Source organism: Plesiomonas shigelloides (genome assembly GCF_900087055.1).
In the GTDB taxonomy this organism is placed as follows: Bacteria; Pseudomonadota; Gammaproteobacteria; order Enterobacterales; family CAMTGL01; genus Plesiomonas; species Plesiomonas shigelloides.
On record NZ_LT575468.1, the window covers coordinates 823617 to 842635 of the forward strand.

Annotated in this window: 14 protein-coding genes; all 14 read left to right on the top strand. The window is 54.0% G+C overall.

Features of this window, described 5'->3' with window-relative positions; all coding sequences use genetic code 11:
- Window positions 1-216: 216 nt before the first annotated feature.
- On the top strand, window positions 217-720 hold the full coding sequence (gene tssB, locus NCTC9997_RS03680) for a type VI secretion system contractile sheath small subunit (RefSeq protein WP_036768596.1): 504 nt from the start codon (window positions 217-219) through the stop codon (window positions 718-720).
- A gap of 29 nt (window positions 721-749) precedes the next feature.
- Window positions 750-2228: a type VI secretion system contractile sheath large subunit gene (gene tssC / locus NCTC9997_RS03685; RefSeq protein ID WP_064977334.1), complete on the top strand. Its 1479-nt coding sequence runs from the start codon at window positions 750-752 to the stop codon at window positions 2226-2228.
- Window positions 2229-2233: 5 nt separating this feature from the next.
- Entirely contained in the window at window positions 2234-2665 is a 432-nt protein-coding gene (tssE, locus tag NCTC9997_RS03690; RefSeq protein WP_010862307.1) for a type VI secretion system baseplate subunit TssE, read from the top strand.
- 6 nt (window positions 2666-2671) lie between these two features.
- Window positions 2672-4444 (top strand): type VI secretion system baseplate subunit TssF, encoded by a 1773-nt coding sequence (gene tssF / locus NCTC9997_RS03695; RefSeq protein ID WP_010862306.1) that lies wholly within the window; start codon window positions 2672-2674, stop codon window positions 4442-4444.
- Complete coding sequence (gene tssG, locus NCTC9997_RS03700; RefSeq protein WP_064977335.1) at window positions 4408-5406, top strand: type VI secretion system baseplate subunit TssG; 999 nt, start codon at window positions 4408-4410, stop codon at window positions 5404-5406. The genes tssF and tssG overlap by 37 nt, the downstream gene beginning before the upstream one ends.
- Window positions 5391-6650 (top strand): type VI secretion system-associated FHA domain protein TagH, encoded by a 1260-nt coding sequence (gene tagH / locus NCTC9997_RS03705; RefSeq protein ID WP_230403419.1) that lies wholly within the window; start codon window positions 5391-5393, stop codon window positions 6648-6650. Before tssG ends, tagH begins: the two co-directional genes overlap by 16 nt.
- Window positions 6650-7165, top strand: coding sequence for a type VI secretion system lipoprotein TssJ (tssJ, locus tag NCTC9997_RS03710; RefSeq protein WP_064977336.1), 516 nt, complete (start codon window positions 6650-6652; stop codon window positions 7163-7165). The genes tagH and tssJ overlap by 1 nt, the downstream gene beginning before the upstream one ends.
- 2 nt (window positions 7166-7167) lie before the next feature.
- Window positions 7168-8508 (top strand): type VI secretion system baseplate subunit TssK, encoded by a 1341-nt coding sequence (gene tssK / locus NCTC9997_RS03715; RefSeq protein WP_064977337.1) that lies wholly within the window; start codon window positions 7168-7170, stop codon window positions 8506-8508.
- A gap of 8 nt (window positions 8509-8516) precedes the next feature.
- Window positions 8517-9293 (top strand): type IVB secretion system protein IcmH/DotU, encoded by a 777-nt coding sequence (gene icmH, locus NCTC9997_RS03720; protein WP_010862301.1) that lies wholly within the window; start codon window positions 8517-8519, stop codon window positions 9291-9293.
- Window positions 9294-9310: 17 nt separating this feature from the next.
- The gene (gene tssH, locus NCTC9997_RS03725) at window positions 9311-11917 is read left to right on the top strand and encodes a type VI secretion system ATPase TssH (protein ID WP_064977338.1); all 2607 of its coding nucleotides are present in this window, start codon (window positions 9311-9313) and stop codon (window positions 11915-11917) included.
- Between the two features lie 2 nt (window positions 11918-11919).
- A complete protein-coding gene (locus NCTC9997_RS03730) occupies window positions 11920-13461 on the top strand; it encodes a sigma-54 interaction domain-containing protein (protein WP_064977339.1) in 1542 nt (513 codons plus the stop codon).
- Window positions 13458-14066 (top strand): type VI secretion system-associated protein VasI, encoded by a 609-nt coding sequence (gene vasI, locus NCTC9997_RS03735; protein ID WP_064977340.1) that lies wholly within the window; start codon window positions 13458-13460, stop codon window positions 14064-14066. Before NCTC9997_RS03730 ends, vasI begins: the two co-directional genes overlap by 4 nt.
- Before the next feature lie 8 nt (window positions 14067-14074).
- The gene (gene tssA / locus NCTC9997_RS03740; RefSeq protein WP_064977341.1) at window positions 14075-15496 is read left to right on the top strand and encodes a type VI secretion system protein TssA; all 1422 of its coding nucleotides are present in this window, start codon (window positions 14075-14077) and stop codon (window positions 15494-15496) included.
- 85 nt (window positions 15497-15581) lie between these two features.
- Window positions 15582-19019, top strand: a complete 3438-nt coding sequence (gene tssM / locus NCTC9997_RS03745; protein WP_230405853.1) for a type VI secretion system membrane subunit TssM — start codon at window positions 15582-15584, stop codon at window positions 19017-19019.

A 19019-nucleotide genomic window follows, 5' to 3' on the forward strand; every position in this document is an offset into this window, starting at 1 on the left:
TAGTTGCGTTTAATTGACAGGGTAGATTTTCCACGTATATTACTCAGACAAATTAGATGGATGAGATTTCTAGCATTATCTGCTTCTCAACCGTGTAGTCGCGAGTAAACCTGTCTTTGCTTCGTTGTAATACCGTCTGTAGATCCTGCAGTTAGCGGTATATCTGATATTTCCTCATCTAGGCCTGTTTGGCCTTCTAACCTTGGTATCTGGAATATGGGTAAAGGAATTACTGGCGTGAGCGTTGCGCCAAAAGAACGTATCAATATTAAATATGTTCCCGCCACAGGTGGTCAGCAGGCCGAAATCGAATTACCAATGACAATGATGGTTATCGGTAATATGAAAGGTCGCGTCGAAGATACACCGATTGAAGAGCGGCAGACCGTTTCCATCGATAAAAATAACTTCTCTTCCGTGATGAAAGAGTCGGGTTTGGAACTTAATTTCAGCGTGCAAAATCGTCTGGAAGAGGGGAGCCAAGATGAATTACCAGTGAAATTGCAGTTTGCCTCTATGGCCGATTTTGCGCCAGACAGTATTGCTAACCAAGTTCCCGAATTGCAAAAACTGCTGGAATTGCGTGAAGCGCTGGTAGCTCTGAAAGGTCCACTGGGAAATATTCCGGCGTTTAGAAATCGTTTGCAGGATTTATTATCCAGCGATGAAGCGCGCGAACAATTACTGAAGGAATTAGATCTGGTTGCTCCGGCGGAATAATCGGATAAGAAAGGAAGAGAGAGCGAAACATGTCTGTGGTTGAAGAACAAGTTAAAGCCGGGGTGCAGGCCTCTTCAGGTTCGTTGCTGGATGAAATTATGGCGCAAGCCAGAATTACACCGGTAGACGAGGGATACAGTGTTGCTAAGCAGGGTATTGCTGCGTTGGTGGCCAATATTCTGGATAGCGGCAACACCGCTGAGCCAGTGAATAAAGCGCTGGTGGATAGCATGATTGTTGAGTTAGATAAAAAACTCAGCAAGCAGATGGATGTCATTTTACATGCTCAGCCACTGAAAGAGCTGGAATCTTCTTGGCGCTCCTTGAAGCTGTTGGTGGATCGTACCGATTTTCGTGAAAACATCAAAATCCAAGTCTTGCATGCCACTAAAGAAGAGCTGCTGGATGATTTTGAGTTTGCGCCAGAAATTACCCAGTCCGGTTTTTACAAACATGTTTACTCCAGTGGTTATGGCCAATTTGGTGGTCAACCGGTGGGGGCGGTGATCGGTGATTACGCCTTTAGCCAAAGCTCACCAGATATCAAACTGATGCAGTATGTCAGTGCCGTTGGCGCCATGGCGCATGCTCCGTTTATCTCTTCCGTAGCCCCGACTTTCTTTGGGGTTGATAGTTTTACTGATCTGCCGTCCATCAAAGATCTGAAATCGGTATTTGAAGGTCCGGCTTACACCAAGTGGCGCTCACTACGTGAGTCCGAAGATGCACGCTATCTGGGTCTGACCGCACCGCGTTTCTTGGCGCGTCTGCCGTACGATCCGGTTGAAAACCCAATCAAAACTTTCAACTACAAAGAAGATATCAGCGCGGATCACGACCACTACCTGTGGGGTAATACTGCTTATCTGATGGGGTCGGCGTTGAATGACAGTTTCGCCAAGTACCGTTGGTGCCCGAACATTATCGGCCCACAAAGCGGTGGTGCGGTAACCGATTTGCCGGTACACGTGTACGAAGCGATGGGACAGCTGCAGGCGAAGATCCCAACTGAAGTGCTGATCACCGATCGCCGTGAATACGAGATGGCTGAAGAGGGCTTTATCACCCTGACCATGCGTAAAGACAGCGATAATGCGGCATTCTTCTCGGCAAATTCGGTACAAAAGCCGAAGGTCTTCCCGAATACCAAAGAAGGTAAAGAAGCGGAAACCAACTACAAACTGGGTACGCAGCTGCCTTACATGTTCATCATCAACCGTTTAGCGCATTACATCAAAGTGTTGCAGCGCGAGCAGATCGGCTCTTGGAAAGAGCGTCAGGATCTGGAGCGTGAACTGAATGGCTGGATTAAGCAGTACGTAGCGGATCAGGAAAACCCGCCAGCCGATGTTCGTAGCCGTCGTCCACTGCGCGCGGCACAAATTAAAGTGCTGGATGTGGAAGGTGAACCGGGCTGGTATCAGGTCGCGATGTCAGTACGCCCACACTTTAAATATATGGGTGCCAGTTTTGAGCTGTCTCTCGTGGGCCGTTTAGATAAGGAATAAGGTTTATGCCGTCACTCACCTCGTGGGATAGAGGGAGTACGGCCAGCCTGTTCGATCGCATTCGCGGAGAGACAGTCACTGTCTCTCCGGATAAAGAACTTGAGACACTGATTGTATCGGTTAAAAAACAACTCGATTGTGTCCTCAATACCCGTCCTGGCAGTTGCCGCAGTGCCCCTGAATTAGGCGTCATTGATTTGAATGATGCGACACAAGGCAGTGCAGATATTCGTGGACGGATCAGGGAAGCGATCCGGCAATGTATCCGCCGGTATGAGCCCCGAATAGTGCATGTGGATGTTCAGTCAGCGGACTCATTAATGAACCCGTTGGAAATGTCATTTCAAGTCACAGCACATGTTCGGTTGGAGAATATCGAGCAGGTGACCTCCTTCAATATTCATATGGATAACCATCGTCACTATCGAATGGTGTAATTACTGATGCCGCTGGACAATTATTTCAGGGATGAATTGGCGTATTTGCGTCTGCAAGGGCGTGAATTTGCTGACGCTCATCCGGAGCTGACGCGTTTTCTTTCCGAACAAACTACAGATCCGGATGTCGAGCGCCTGCTGGAAGGCTTTGCCTTTTTAACCGGTAGTCTGCGCGCCAAAATTGAAGATGAATTCCCAGAATTAACCCACGGTTTGCTAGGTATGCTGTGGCCTAATTATTTGCGGCCAGTACCTAGCATGACGGTCATGCAATTTTCGGTGATCCCTGGCGCGATTGTGCAACCGGCTCCGGTGGCACGCGGTTGTCGTTTAGACAGCTTGCCGGTTGATGGGGTGACGTGCCATTTTCAAACTTGCCATGATGCCTGGATTTATCCGGCAGATATTCACGATATTCGCGCGCAAAGCGGCAATGATTTATCCACCATCACCACCGAAATTCATTTACACAGTCCACTGACCTTAGCCGAATTACAGTTGGATAAATTGCGCTTTTATTTGGGCGGTGACAGCTATACCGCCAATGAGCTGTATTACTGGTTATCGGCGCAATTGTCTTATATCGAGCTAGAGGTTAATGGTCAGCGTTTTCGTCAATCGGCGTCGGTGTTAAAGGCGCTGGGTTTTGAACGTGATGATGCGCTGCTGCCCTATCCAGGGAACGTTTATTCCGGTTATCGCATTTTGCAGGAGTATTTCTGTTTTCCAGAAAGTTTCTTGTTCTTTGAGCTCTCAGGCGCGGGCGCCGATTGGCCAAAACAGCCGTTAGCGGTGACTGAATTTAAATTGCATTTTTGCTTTGAGCGGCCTTTGCCGTCGGCATTAAAAATTCGTCCAGATTCCTTGCAGCTTAATTGTGTGCCAGCGATTAATTTATTTCAGCATGACAGTGAGCCGATTAATTTGCATGGCCGTCAGACCGAATATCCGCTGAAAGCCAGCTATCGCTATGCGGACAGTTTCGAGATTTTTTCGGTCGATAAAGTGGAGAGCTGGGCTGAAGGTGGCATTGGGCGCGCCCGCGGAGCGACGCGGCAATATCACCCGTTTGAGAGCTTCCAGCATCAGATTGAACGGGCTAAAGGTCGGCAGGCATTGTACTACCGTATCCGAGTACGGGAAGCGGTCAGCGGTGATGGATTTGAGCATGCGCTGTCTTTTGTGCGCGGCGATGAAACGGCCATGTTGGGGCTGGATGAGTCGGTTTCGGTCTCGTTGACCTGCACTAATCGTGGCAAAGCGGCGCGGTTACCGGTCGGTGCGATTTGTGTGCCCACGGGCAGCTCACCGTCATTTGCCACGTTCAAGAATTTACTGCGCCCGACGCGCCCACTGCGCCCAGCGCTAGATGGCAGCTTGCATTGGACGCTGATTTCTAACTTATCCCTGAACTATGTTTCGCTGCTGCGCCGTGATGCCTTGGTGCAAATTTTGCGCACCTACGATTTTCCTGCCTTGCATGACAAGCAGGCGGAACAGGCATCGCGTAAGCGTCTGGCAGGTATTGAGCAGATTGAAACCGTTCCGGTGGATCGTCTGGTACGCGGTATGCCTGTTCGTGGGTTGAAATCGGTGCTGTCGATTCGCCAAAGCGCCTTTGGCAGTGAGGGCGAACTTTACTTGTTCAGCACCGTGTTGGCGCACTTTTTTTCGTTGTATGCCAGCGTGAATGCGTTTCACCTGCTGGAAGTGGTCAACCTTGATAACCAGGAGCGCTACCGATGGCCGGTGCAGATAGGTCAGCACTCCATGATGTGATGGCGCAGGACGACGCGCCTCGTTTTAATTTTTTCCAGCTGGTCGAGGTGTTGAGCCGCCTTGAGCAGATGGATCTGGAAGCGGAAACCGATCGCTTACCGGCACAGGAAAAAATCCGGTTTAAATCGGCTGCGTCGCTCGGTTTTCCGGCCAGCGATGTGTTGCAGGTCTCGCAAGATGAGGTGGGACGCCACCAGTTGGAGGTGGCGTTTTTGGGGCTGCATGGCAGCCAATCGCCAATGCCCGGTTATTACTTGGATGATTTGGCCTGGGAGTACGCACAGGGTGAGCCGAAACTGGGCTTGTTTCTGGACTTTTTCCATCATCGCCTATTGACCTTGTTACACCGCGGTTGGCGCAAGTACCGCTATCACGTGCGTTTTCAAGATAACGGCAGTGATGGGTTTTCGCGGTTGATGTTTGCGCTCGTTGGCCTTGGTAATCAGGCGGTGCGCGATAGCTTGCCGGTCAACCGCGCCAAGATGCTGTCTTACGCCGGAATGCTGGCAAGCCCCAGCCGTTCACCGGAAGTGGTCGCCGGTTTGGTTTCGCACTGTTTTGACCTTGAGGATGTGGTGTTAGAGGCGTGGCAGGCGCGCAAAGTGGCTGTCCATCCCGAACAACAAAACCGTTTAGGGCGGGCCAATGTGCGACTCGGCGGCGAGTTGGTGCTGGGCGATAAGGTCAACGATTGTGCCGGTAAGTTTGTTTTACGCATTAACGCCTTAAGTTTTGAGCGATTTTTGAGTTTCCTCCCCAATGGTGAACATTTTCAGCCGTTGGTGCGTTTTGTCTCGTTCATTTTGCGTGACCAGTTGGCGTGGGATCTGCGTTTGGGATTTGGCGCAGAGCAAGCGCGCGGTTTACGGCTCGGTGATGAACAAAGTGGTCGGCTCGGCTGGAGCAGTTTTTTAGGGCAACCCCCCGTTGACCCGTATGTGACGATTTGTGTGCAGGAGTAAGTGTGAACCCGTTCAATCAGCAACTCTCTTTGGTAGTACTGAACAGCGAGCAACTGGATGGCCATTCTCAGGTGCAATATCAGTTTGATCATGATGGCGGCACCTTAGGTGCGGCCTCGCATGATGACTGGGTATTAACCGATCGTCTGGGCGCTGTATTGCCTTCTCATGCCCGTATCGAGCTGCACGATGGCCGTTTTTGTCTGTGCGATTTAAGCGGACAAACGTTTATTAACGGCGCCACCACGCCCGTCGGACGCAGTCGCAAAGTCTATCTAGAGCAGGGTGATGAGTTGCTGGTTGGGCCATTTCGTCTGCGGGTCTATCTGGGACAGGTGCAGGCCGAGGCCAACATTGAACAGGTGCTGGGCAATCATCCTGCCGATGAGTTGGATGACTGGCTGGCCAGCGATGGGAATCGTGAGCTGGCCAGTCATGATTCGGCGCGCTTGTCTGTGTTGCACAGCGATCCGTTACATGCCCTAGAGCGTGAGCAGGCTACGTCACTGAGCGCGTTATTGCATACACCCGAGGCGCAGACGTCAGCGCTGTCGTCAGCTATTCCGGCATCTGTTTTTTCAGCTATCGAGGACACCATGGATCAGGAATTCATTGATATGCCGGGGATTGATAATCCCTACAGCATCCCAGCCGAACAAGGCGATGTGGATCATGTGGCGTTAACGCCACTGATGCGTGGACTGGGCCAGCGCTTGCAATTGCGCGACTCCCAGCAAGCCCACGATATGCTAGAAGAAATGGGCAAAACCTTGCGTGCGATGGTGGAAGGGCTACTCGCGGTACAAGCCGATCAAGCAGCGCTGGCCGACAAACACTTGCGCCCCATTGAAGATAATCCTCTGCGTCTGGGGCTGGATTACGAAGCAACCTTGCCGCTGCTGTTTGCCGACGGCAAAAGCCCGGTGCATCTGTCTGCACCGGCTGCAATCAGCGAAGTGCTGCACAATGTGCGTACCCACCATATTGCGAACCAGCAGGCAATTGCTACGGCGCTGGACAGTATTTTACATGCCTTTTCGCCAGAGGCATTGCTCGGGCGCTTTGAACACTATCGCCGTACCGGTACTAACGACAGCCTCGATGAAGGTTGGGCGTGGACCATGTACCAGCACTATTACCGTGAGCTGACCTCAGTACGTCAACAAGGCTTCGATAAGCTCTTCCATCAGGTGTATGCGCAAGCCTATGACCGCGCAGTACGCGAACAACAGGGGCTGCGTTGATGCTGCGAACACTGTGGTGTGTGGTATGGCTGTTGGCGCTGACCGGCTGTACCACACTCGGCAAGATGGCTGATGTGGCGATGAACCCGGATATTCAGGTGGGCAGCAATGCCGATCAACCTTCAACTGTGGGCTTAAGTTTGCTGGCAGAGCCGGATGTCAATCCGAATGAAAGTGGCGAAGCGGCACCCATAGAGTTTCAGGTTTTGCTGCTGTCTGAAGATTCGCGCTTGTTGGCCACCGATTACGATCAAGTGACCGAGGATGTGGCCAAGGTATTGGGGAAAAACTACCTCGATCATCAGGATTACACCTTACTTCCTGGGCAATTCAAGTACCTACCGCCCGTGAAGCTGGAAGAAGAGGTGCGCTATATCGGGGTGATTGCCCATTACGCCGAGCCGGATAAGGCCGAGTGGCGCAAAGTCATCAAGGTCAAAAACACCGGCCGCCATTATCAGATCTTGGTGCACCTGCGTCAGGATGAAGTTGAACTGCAAAAAGAAGAAGAATAACCATGTCGAGCCGAAATCGGGTCATCTGGCGTGAAGGGCTGTTCATCAAGCCCCAGCATTTCCAGCAGCAGCAACGGCATACGGATCACATGCTGCATGCTCGCTTAAGTGCCCTGAGTGACTATTTTTATGGTCTGCAGTCGCTGAGCATCAATGAAGATTACTTAGGCTTTGGGCGCATTGCGCTGGTCGGCGCCAGTGGCGTGATGCCGGACGGTACGGTGTTCAGTATTCCCGTGGATGATGTATTGCCGCCGCCATTGGAGGTCACCGATGTTTCGGTGGCCAACCAGAAAGTGTATCTGGCGTTACCGCTGTCGGTCAGTGGCGTCAGTGAGGTCGGTGAGTCAGGGCAAGCGGTAGCGACTCGTTTGCAATCGCATCGCCATGACCTGCGCGATCTGCACAGTGACGGCGGCGATATTACGTCACTGGAAGTGGGCAAAGTCAGCTTACGTCTGATGTTGGAGCGTGAAGATCGCAGTGCCTATGCCGCGATCGCGATTGCGCGCATTTTGGATAAGCGCCCAGATGGCGGCTTGGTGCTCGATCCGAACTTTATGCCGTGCAGTATTAGCGTGGCAGCGATCCCGACCTTAAAGCGCTTTTTGGGCGAGTCCGCCGGACTGGTGGCTGAACGCGCGCGCAGTCTAGCCCAGCGTCTGGCCGCTCCCGGTCAGCAAGGGGTGGCGGATGTCGCTGAGTTCATGATGTTGCAGCTGCTCAATCGGGCACAGCCACAGCTTTCTCATCTGGCCCGTTTGGGCACTTTGCATCCTGAGCGTTTACATGAGGCCTTGGTGCAGCTGTGTGGTGAGTTGATGACCTTTACCGACGAGTCGCGATTGCCGCCAGAGTTTCCGGCCTACCGGCATGATGATCAGCAAGTCAGTTTCGAGCCGGTGATCTTGGCGCTGCGCCAATCACTGAGCACCGTGCTGTCACCGCGTGCGGTGTCTATCCAGCTGCGCAAACATCCGTACGGCATCATGGTCGCGATGGTGGGCGACAGCGATTTGATGGCCAGTGCCGAGTTTGTTCTGGCGGTGCGTGCGCGGATGCCACAAGAGCAGCTGCGTAAGCAATTGCTGCAGCAAACCAAAATTGCCTCCAGCGAGAAAATTCGTGAGCTGATTAGTTTGCAGTTACCGGGGATCCCGTTATTGCCTTTGCCGGTGGCGCCGCGTCAGCTGCCATACCACGCCGGTTACAGCTATTTCCAACTGGATAGACAAAGCCCCGCGTGGCAGATGTTGGCCCAAAGTAACACGTTGGCTTTCCATATCGCCGGAGACTTCCCTGAGCTGGATATGCAGTTCTGGGCGATCCGCAGTCAGGGATGAGATGAGCGATGACTATCGACATTATTCAACATGAGCAACTGGACGATCTGCTGTATGACCATGCCGCACAGCTGGATCTGGACTCTGATTATTGGTTCCGCCTACGCGGCCACAGCATTAATCCTATGATTGATGCGGTTACGCCGCTACTGGGCATGGTGCTGCGTGTCCGTCAGCTGTCTAGCCACAGCCAAGTCGGCGAGCTGTATCAGCGTGTGGTGACAGAAATTCAGGCCATCGAACAAGAGCTGATGGCCCATGGCTATGAAAACGGTGTGGTGCTCTCGTTTCGCTACATCCTGTGCACCTTTATCGATGAGGCGGTGATGAGCCGTGAGTGGGGCAGCCAAAGTGAATGGTCTGAACACTCGTTATTGACTCGGTTTCACAACGAAACCTGGGGCGGCGAAAAGGTGTTTGTCCTGTTAGGCAAATTACAAGAAGACCCCGCGCGCTATCGCGATGTGCTGGAGTTTATCTACCTGTGCCTGTGTCTGGGTTTTGAAGGGCGCTATCGGGTGATGAGCCATGGTCGGGATGAGTTTGAGCGCGTGGTCCGCCAGTTGCACCGCCAGCTGTATCCCGATGGCCGTGATGCACCCACGGTATTTCATCTCGATTTAGGCCAGCAAGCATCCCGTTACCAGCTTAAGCGGCAGGTGTCGCTGCGTAGCCTGTGTATCGGCGCCGCTCTGCTGCTGACCGGCATTTTTGTTTTGTATTACACCCGGCTGGATAACCAGACGCAGGACGTACTGCGCCAGCTAAGCGATTTGTTGAAATAAGTTAAGGAGAGCGTGCTTTGATCCGTATTGAACTGCCCGTCTTGGTGGAAAGGCTGAATCCGGTCTGCCGGCATATGCTGGAAGAAGCGGCAGCCCTGTGTGTAAATCATCAGGGCACGGAGATCCGAATTGAGCATCTGCTGCTCAAAATGCTGGAAACCCCACTGTGTGATAGCAAAGCGATCATGCAGCGTGCAGGGGTGGATATGGCGGCGCTGCATGAACTGTTGCAGCCTGCTCTCAATGGCCAGTCTTTTGAGCAGGGATATCCCTCTTTTTCTCCGTTATTGGTGGAGTGGTTACAAGATAGCTGGCTGTTCGCGTCGGCGGAGTTGCAACACGCTCAGCTACGTAGCGGGGTGTTATTGCTGGTCTTGCTGATGAGCCCTGCGCGCTATTTACCTGCTTCGGTAGTGCGTTTACTGACAGTGATTAATCGCGATCTGGTGCGCCAGCAGTTTGATGAGTGGGTTAAAGACTCGGCTGAAACCGAGGTGGTGGCGCAGGCTGGCGAAAGCAAAGCAAACGCCGTCGCTAGCGATGCCTCTTTGTTAGGACGTTTTACCGAAAACATCACCGAGCAAGCACGCAAAGGGCAGCTGGATCCGGTGTTGTGCCGCGATCATGAAATCGACCTGATGATCGATATCTTATCCCGTCGCCGTAAAAATAACCCGATAGTGGTTGGCGAAGCTGGGGTGGGTAAAAGTGCCCTAATTGAAGGCTTGGCTCTGCGGATTGTGGCCGGACAGGTGCCAGAAAAATTGCGTAATGTAGCGCTGTTGTCGCTGGATTTAGGGGCGATGCAGGCCGGCGCTTCGGTTAAAGGGGAATTTGAAAAGCGCTTTAAAGGCGTGATGCAAGAGGTGAAAGCCTCCGAGTACCCGATCATCCTCTTTATTGATGAAGCGCATACCTTGATCGGTGCGGGTAATCAGGCTGGTGGATTGGATGTGTCTAACCTGATTAAACCGGCCTTGGCGCGCGGTGAGCTGCGTACCATTGCGGCAACCACGTGGAGTGAATATAAAAAATACGTCGAAAAGGATGCGGCGCTCTCTCGGCGTTTCCAGTTGGTGAAAGTGGGCGAGCCTGATGCGCAAGAAGCGACAGTCATTTTGCGTGGCTTACGCGGCATTTATGAAAAAGCCCACGGCGTATTGATTGATGATGAAGCACTGCAAGCGGCGGCGCAGTTATCGGCTCGTTATATCTCCGGTCGCCAGCTGCCCGACAAAGCCATCGATGTGCTGGATACCGCCTGTGCGCGCGTCGCCATCAATTTGACCACTCCGCCGCGCGCGATTAGCCATTTGCAGAATGCGCTGCGCCAACGTGAGTTGGAAATTACCCAATTAGAGCGCCAAAGCGTGATTGGGCTAGGAGAGCACAGTGAGCGTTTGGCGCAACTGCATGCATTGCAGGAGCAAGATAACGCCGAACTGACACGCTTGCAGGCCAATTGGCAGCAGCAGCAAGTGATGGTGCAGCAAATCATCGATGTGCGCGCCGCGTTGTTGCAACACGATGCAGCCACCGATGATGCGAATGTGACAGAACAAACCACGCAGCTTACCGCGCTTGAAGCCGAGTTGTCGGTGTTGCAACAAGAGTCGGTGCTGGTTTCAGCGCATGTGGATAAGAGTCAGATCGCCTCGGTGATCGCTGAGTGGACTGGCGTGCCACTTAATCGGATCTCGCAAGGCGAGTTAGATGTGGTGACTCGCTTACCGGAGTATCTGGGGGCCTGTATCAAAGGCCAAGATGTGGCCGTTAGCCATCTGCATCGCCATTTGTTGACTGCGCGCGCCGATTTGCGCCGTCCAGGGCGTCCGCTGGGGGCATTTTTGCTGGTTGGGCCGAGCGGGGTCGGTAAGACTGAAACCGTAGTGCAGATTGCCGATCTGATGTTTGGTGGCCGTCAGTATCTGACCACCATCAACATGTCGGAATATCAGGAAAAACATACCGTTTCGCGTTTAATCGGCTCGCCGCCGGGTTATGTCGGTTTTGGCGAAGGCGGCGTGTTAACCGAGGCTATCCGGCAAAAACCGTATTCGGTGGTGCTGCTGGATGAGGTCGAAAAGGCGCACCCTGATGTACTGAACCTGTTCTACCAAGCCTTTGATAAAGGGGAATTGGCCGACGGTGAAGGGCGCATCATCGATTGCAAAAATGTGGTGTTTTTCCTCACCTCCAACTTAGGTTTCCAAACCATTGTCGAGTATGCCCAGCAGCCAGAGCATCTGCTCGATGCCCTGTATCCAGAGTTGGCGGCATTCTTTAAGCCCGCACTGTTGGCGCGGATGGAAGTGATCCCCTATTTGCCGCTGGATCATGCCACGTTGGTGGAGATTGTCGGTGGCAAGCTGGCGCGTTTGACGTCGTTGCTCCAGAGCCGCTTTGGCGCCGAGGTAGACATTGACCCGCAGGTGCACGAGGAGATCTTACGCCGCGCTAATCGCAGTGAGAATGGTGCGCGGATGCTCGAGTCGGTGATTGATGGTGCGCTGTTGCCACCGGTTTCGCTGCAATTGTTGCAGCGGCTGTCAGCGGGCGAATCGGTGCGTAAAGTCAGCTTTGGCGTCACTGCGGGCGAGTTTATCGCTGAGGTGGAGTGCTAAGCATGCAACAGGCACTCGAATTCGCGTTCTCCCTGACGCAGGCGCGCGGGGAGCCGTCACTGTGTGATTGGTTGCTGGCGATTGTGCGCCAAGGATGGCAGCCACGCGGTGCGTTACTGGGCATGCTGGATGTCAGCGGTCGCCAGTTGCAATGCCGTGGCTGGGTGGGAGAGCAGGAGACGACGTTGTCATTGGCGGCGGATGATTTTACCCATCCGCTGGCCTTGGCGCTGTGTCGCGATCAGGTGTGCACTTGGGAGTCTCTCCATGGCGGCGCGCGTATTGGTCCAAGCGGATTGCGTCGCATGTTAGCGCAAGCCGGCACCGATAGCGGGATCCACTGCCTGCCATTACATAGCCATGACGGTAAACCGGTAGCGGTTTTAGCTTTGTTGGATACGGCAGACTGTTTAAAACAGTGGCAAGCGCAAGATGCGCTGGCGTTGCTAACCCAGATTTTTACCGGTCAGCTTACGCTGATCCGCGATTTAGGGCGTTCGCGTCGAGGGGTCAGCGATTTACAAGACTCTATCCGCGTAATGCGCGGTGAAGGCGAGCAGCGTCGGCGTCAGGATGAGCGGTTGAAAGAAACCTTAGTCGGTGAATCGCGTGCGATTCGACAGCTGCGTGAGCAAATTGCTAAGGCCGCAGCGCATCGCCTCAATGTGTTGATTCAGGGCGAAACGGGCACCGGTAAAGAGGTGGTCGCTCGTCTGCTGCATCAGTGTTCTGCGCGTGCTGATAAGCCGTTTGTTGCGATCAACTGTGCGGCTATCCCAGAAAACCTGATTGAAAGCGAGCTGTTTGGGTACCAAAAAGGAGCGTTTTCGGGGGCGCAAAGCAATAAAACCGGTCTCGTTGCACAAGCCAATGGCGGCACCTTATTTCTGGATGAAGTGGGTGATATGCCTGCGGGAATGCAGGCCAAGTTGCTGCGCGTGCTGGAAACACGCCATTTTCGGCCGTTGGGCGGCGATAAAGAGGTGTATTCCGATTTTCGCCTGCTTGCGGCTACGCACCAGCCGCTGGAGCAGCGGGTCAGTGAAGGGCTGTTTCGCCAAGACTTGTACCATCGCTTATGTCAGTGCCTGTTGATGCTCACGCCGCTGCGTGAGCGGCCGGATGATATCAGTGTGCTTAGCGAGCATTTCATTGCTCATTTTGCCGCGCAAGAAGGCAAATCGTTTGGTGCGCTGCAGCGTGGTTTTCTCAAGCAGTTAATCAGTTATGACTTTCCCGGCAATGTGCGTGAGCTGCGTAACTTGTTGGAAGTAGCGTGTGCTCAGACGCCGTCTGGACAGGCGATCACCTTGTCGGCCTTACCGCCGGAAATTCACGACCGCCTGACCGTGGAGCCGGATGCTTATCAGGATGATTTTTGCCACGTCAGTGATTTGCGCCAAGCCTTGCAGCAATTTGAGGCTTCCGTGATTGAAGCGCGGTTGCGTTATTTCCAAGGTAACCGGATGCGGGTGGCGGAAAGCCTCAATATCCCGAAGCGCACACTGGATCACAAATGCCAGAAGCTGGAGGTTAATGGATGAAAGGTTGGGCGCTGGCCGCGTTACTGCTGACCAGCAGCGCGGTGGCACAAACGGATTGGCCTGTGGAATGGCAACGTTGTCGTGCGCAAGCCGCGCCGTTGGCGCGTTTAGCGTGTTATGACGCAATAGGTGCGAGCAAGGCTCCTGTGTCGGTTAGCGCGCATGATGCCGCACCGCGTTCACTTATCTGGCGTCAAATCCAAGCGCAGGAAGCAAGCCGCAGTGGTGATAGCCCGCTTTTTATGTTGGGCCAACTGCCGGATTCCGATGATCTGCTACTGACGCGTGCAGCGCTGCGCGGTGGCACCTTGGCGATAGGTTGTAATAACGCCATTACCCGCATTTGGCTGCGTTTAGATAGCTCCTGGGTGGGCGATCAGGTGAGCGCATCGGTAGATGGTGAGCCGGCAGGTAATAACTGGTTTGTTCGTGACCACGGGCTGCTGTTGGAGTTTGGTCGTGGATTGCCGGCGATTGACGAGCTTAAGCACTGGAGCGGTCAACGCGAGTTGTTGCTACAGGCCTCCGATGGCTCTTCGATTCGCGTGGATTTGAGTGGCATGCCCGAGGCATTGCAACCGCTGCGCCAGTTGTGTCGGTGGTAGGAGGCAGGATGCAGCATTCACACCCTTGGTGTCAGCGTTTGCTGACGCCGCTACCGGATGAAGCCATGCGCTGCGCCGTTGCCGCTGACGATCCGCTGTGGGAGAGCGTCGAGACCGAGTTAGTCAAACTCGGCTCTTTGGCGCATAGCCAAGTGGATTTACAGAAAGTGGCGGGCGCTTGTTTAACCTTACTGGAAACGCGCACCAAAGATATGCGGGTGTTGGCGCAATTGACCCGTTGTCTGCAGCACCCAGCTAAAGCCACGCCGTTTGCTACCGCACTGATGTTACTGGATTGCTGGGTCGAGGCTTATTGGGCATGTGCGTGGCCGGCCAGCGTGATGCAAAAACAGCGGGTGGTGAGCCAGATCATCAAGCGTTTTGAGGGAGTATTAGAGCGCGTATGTAGCGCGGCCTCAAGCGCCGAGTTAACCCAGCTCTTGCAACTGAGCGAAGCGTTTGCTGAGCGTTGGAATGCATTAGCACCGGATAAAAGTGCGCTTTTAGATGAATTATTAGCGGGTTTACGCCGCGCGCAGCGACAAAAACACGAACAGGCGAAGGCTGATGCGGCGGCGACGCCTGCTGCATCAACAGCATCGTCAACGATATCGGGCCAGAACGCGGTGTCGGGCGGGGCGGCATCACTGATGAGCGCCAGTAGCCAGTCGGCGATTGATACCTCGGATGAACGGGCTTGGCGTCAGACGCAGTTGCGCGTCGCTGAGTTACTCATTGAGGCGCAGCCGAGTGCGGCAATCGGTTTTCGCTTACGGCGGCACGCACTGTGGAGTGGGATCACGGCCGCGCCCTTGGTTAGTCGCGCTAATAAAACCCAGTTGGCGCCGTTTTCTGCTGATATGGCGGATGAGTATCGCAGCGCACTGGCGCAAGCGGATCTGGCGCTATGGCAGAAAATCGAGCACAGCCTGACGTTGGCACCCTATTGGTTTGAGGGGCATTACCTCTCGGCACAAGTGGCGCTCAAACTCGGCTATACCGCCGTCGCGAATGCCATTGCTGATGAGGTGGGGGCGTTTTTGGCGCGCTTACCGACACTGCGCGAGATGACCTTCAGTGATGGCACCCCGTTTTTAAGTGCTGAATGTAGCCAGTGGTTGCAACCGGCCGCCAGTGTAGCGGGCGGCTCAGCGGATTTAGGCGGCGAGTTGCAGGCTTGCTGCCAGACACAAGGGCTGTCCGGCGCCTTGAGCATGCTGGATGAAAAAGTGCGGCAGCTCAAAGAGCCGCGCAGTCGCTTTTATCACCAGTTGGCCGGTGCTGACCTTTTGGCTGCAGAAGGGATGCCGCACTTGGCCGCCCAACAATATCAATCTTTGTGGCAGGAAACACAGCGCTTAGGACTGGCACAGTGGGAGCCTGGGTTGGTCAACCGCCTGGCACGTTACGCGACCCCGCGGTCGGCATGAGACATTCGGAGCTGAATGGATAGTTATGTTCAAAACTTTTTTTTCCCTCATTAAGCAAGTCATGTCCCGATTCCGGATCTCATGGATGGTGATCGGCGTAGTGCTCTGGGCGGTGACGCTCATGTTGGGCTGGTGGTTAGGCCCACAATTAACGCTCGGAGAATTTAAACCCTTGGCCGGTATTTGGCATCGGGTGGTGTTTACCCTGGTCTGGTTGTGGCTGATTTTTGGCGTCTACTCTTGGCAGATTTGGAAAAAGATGCAGCAGCTCAAGGCCGAGCGACAAGAGCAAGAGAGTGCCGAGGCCGATCCGGTCAAGCCGCGTTTGGACGCGCAGCAGCATTTTCTCGATCGCTGGTTACAGGCGCTGCGTGAGCATCTTGGGCGCGGTGCGCTGTATGCCATGCCGTGGTATCTGGTGATTGGTTTACCGGGCAGTGGTAAAAGCAGTTTGATCCATCGCGCCAATCCGGCCAACAAACTCAATCCGCGTTTGGAAGCGGAGCTGCGCGATTATGCCGCCGATCAGCAGATTGATTGCTGGGTTGGGGAGCAGGCTGTGATGCTCGATCCGGATGGCAAATTGCTGACGCAAGCGCACAGCGGTGCGCAGGAGTCGGAGCGGGCTGATGAGCGTTTGTGGCAACACGCCTTGCGCTGGTTGAGTAGCAACCGCCGTCGCCAGCCATTAAATGGCTTGGTGCTGACCTTAGATCTGGCGTGGTTGGCACAAGCTGGGGTCGCAGAGCGTCAGGCATATGCGCAGATGATGTGCGCGCGTTTGCAGGATATCAGCTTACACATTAATACCCGTTTGCCGCTGTACATCACGCTGACCAAGCTGGATATGCTGCGTGGCTTTGATGTCTTGTATCAGCAGTTGGATAAAGAGGCGCGTGATGCCGTACTGGGAGTCACGTTCAGTCCGGATAGTAGCCAAGGCGATGAGTGGCTGCAGGAGCTGGATAAGTTCTGGACGCAGTGGCTGGATCATCTGAACAACAACCTGCCGTCGATGATGTTGGATAAGCTCGATGCGGCGCAGCGCAGCACGTTGTTTGCGTTTGTACGCCAGCTAGCGGGGCTGAAAGATTATGTGCTGGAAGTACTGGGCGACATCTTAACCGACAAAGAGCAAAAAGGGCTGTTGATGCGCGGGGTGTATATCAGCTCGGTGTATCAGCAAGGTGTGCCGTTTGATGCTTTCACGCAAGCGGCGTCCAACCGTTATCAGCTGGCCGAGCCGGTGCATTCGGCGCTACGTGGTGAATCGAACGCCTTTTTTGTGCGTAGCTTGTTTGCCGACATCATCTTCCCTGAGGCGCATTTGGCCGGGGAGAACCGTCTGCATACCTTGTATCGCCGACGTCGGATGGCGATCGGGGTGGGTTCACTGTCGTTGTGTTGTGCGCTGCTGATTGCCGGTTGGCACCACTTTTACCGCGTCAATGAAGCGGCGGGTCACAATGTGCTGAACAAAGCGCAGGCCTTTACCGGTACCGGAGAGCTGACGGGGGAGCAAGGCTTTGGCTACAGCCAGTTGCCGCGCTTGAACTTGATTCGTGAGGCGACGCTGTCGTTTGGTGATTATCGCGATAAAACCCCATTGTTGGCCGATTTGGGTCTGTATCAAGGCGATCGGATCGGGCCATATGTTGAAGGCACTTATCTGCAGCTGCTGAACCTGCGCTTTTTACCGGCGGTCATGCAAGGGTTGCTGGATGATTTAAATCAGGCGCCGGCAGGCAGTGAGCAGAAACTGGCGATCTTGCGCGTAATGCGCATGCTCGATGATGCCTCTGGGCGCAATAACGCCCTGGTCGAACAGTTTATGGCTCAGCGTTGGCAGCAGGCATTTCCTGGTCAAGGGCAGGTACAAGAACAGCTGATGCAGCATCTGGATTATGCCCTGCAACACACCAACTGGTATGGCGCTCGGCAAAATAAAGATCAGGCTGCAATCAGTGCCTTCGCTCCGTTCAGTAAGCCGGTTTATGCCGCGCAGCGTGAGCTGAGCAAGTTACCGATGTTCCAGCGCGTGTACCAAAGCTTGGTGGTGAAGGCCAACGATCAGTTAGCGCCCGATTTGGCCATTCGTGACGAAGTGGGTCCAACCTTTGACAGCGTATTTGTGCTGCGTAGCGATGATGCTGGCACCGTACCGCGCCTATTAACGTGGCCAGGCTTTAGCGAGTTTTTCTTGCGTCAGGATAAAACCCTGATGGATTTAACCGCCATGGATGTTTGGGTGTTGGGCCAGCGCCAGCAAGTCAGTTTGAGTGCGGCGGATCGTAAGGAGATCTCTCGTCAGGTCAATGATCGTTATGTGACCGATTACGTTAACCACTGGCAAAAAATGCTCAGCAGCTTGGATGTCCAGCCACTGAGTAGCCCTGAGCAGGCGCTGAACGTGTTGGCCGCTGTGATTGGCAATGATCAACCGTTCCAACGGGTATTGAGCGCGCTCAACAACAACACGCGAATTCGGCCGTTGTCGGAGGAAGAAAATGCGTTGGCGCAAGGGATCCTGAGCCGTATTGGTCGACCGTTTATTAACAGCAATGCCGCGTTAAGTGGTAATGGCGAGCAAGCGCCAGTGATTCAGGAGGTTAACCAAAAACTGACTGAGCTGTATCACTATCTGGAGCTGATTGTGAATGCCAATGATCCGGGCCAATCGGCGCTGAAAGCCGTGCAAGTCCGCCTAGGTAACAAGTATGCCGATCCGGTGTTTGCTCTGCAGCAGTATGCGCGCAGTCTGCCGGCGCCGCTGAATCGCTGGGTAGGGCAGATAGCCGAGCAAAGCGCTGCCTTGGTGGTGGATATGGCCATGTCATCACTCAACCAAGAGTGGCAAGAGCAGGTGATTCAGCCGTTTACCACCCTGCTGGCCGATCGTTATCCGTTTGATTTAGGGGCGGATAAAGATGCGCCACTTTCTGAAATGGAGCGTTTTTTTGCTCCTGGCGGCACGCTGGATAGCTTCTATCAAACCAACTTAAAACCGATGGTAGACAGTGGGTTAATGAGTAGCGAACAAGGCTCGCCGTTGCAAAATGAGCTGTTAAAGCAGCTGGAGCGCGCCAGCAAAATTCGGGAAACCTTCTTTAACGCTCAAGGCTATCTGGAAGTGCAGTTTGCGCTGGAGCCTATTGAGCTGACCGCCAATAAACGGCGCAGTGTGCTCAATATTGATGGGCAGCTGCTGGAGTATGCGCATGGCCGGCGTAGCAAAATCCCACTGATTTGGCCGAACACGATGCGTGATGGTGCTGAAAGTAAAATCACCTTGGTGCCAGCTAACCGTGAAAACTCGCCCCGCAGTGAAAGCTTTACCGGACCGTGGGCGATGTTCCGCTTGATGCAAAAAGGTGAGCTGACACAGGTGAATGCTGGCACGTTTGATGTGCGCTTCCCAGTCGACAAAGGCGCGATGACCTATCGGGTATACGCCGATGCTAGCCATAACCCATTTGCCGGTGGATTGTTCAATCAGTTCCGTCTGCCCGAATCACTGTATTAA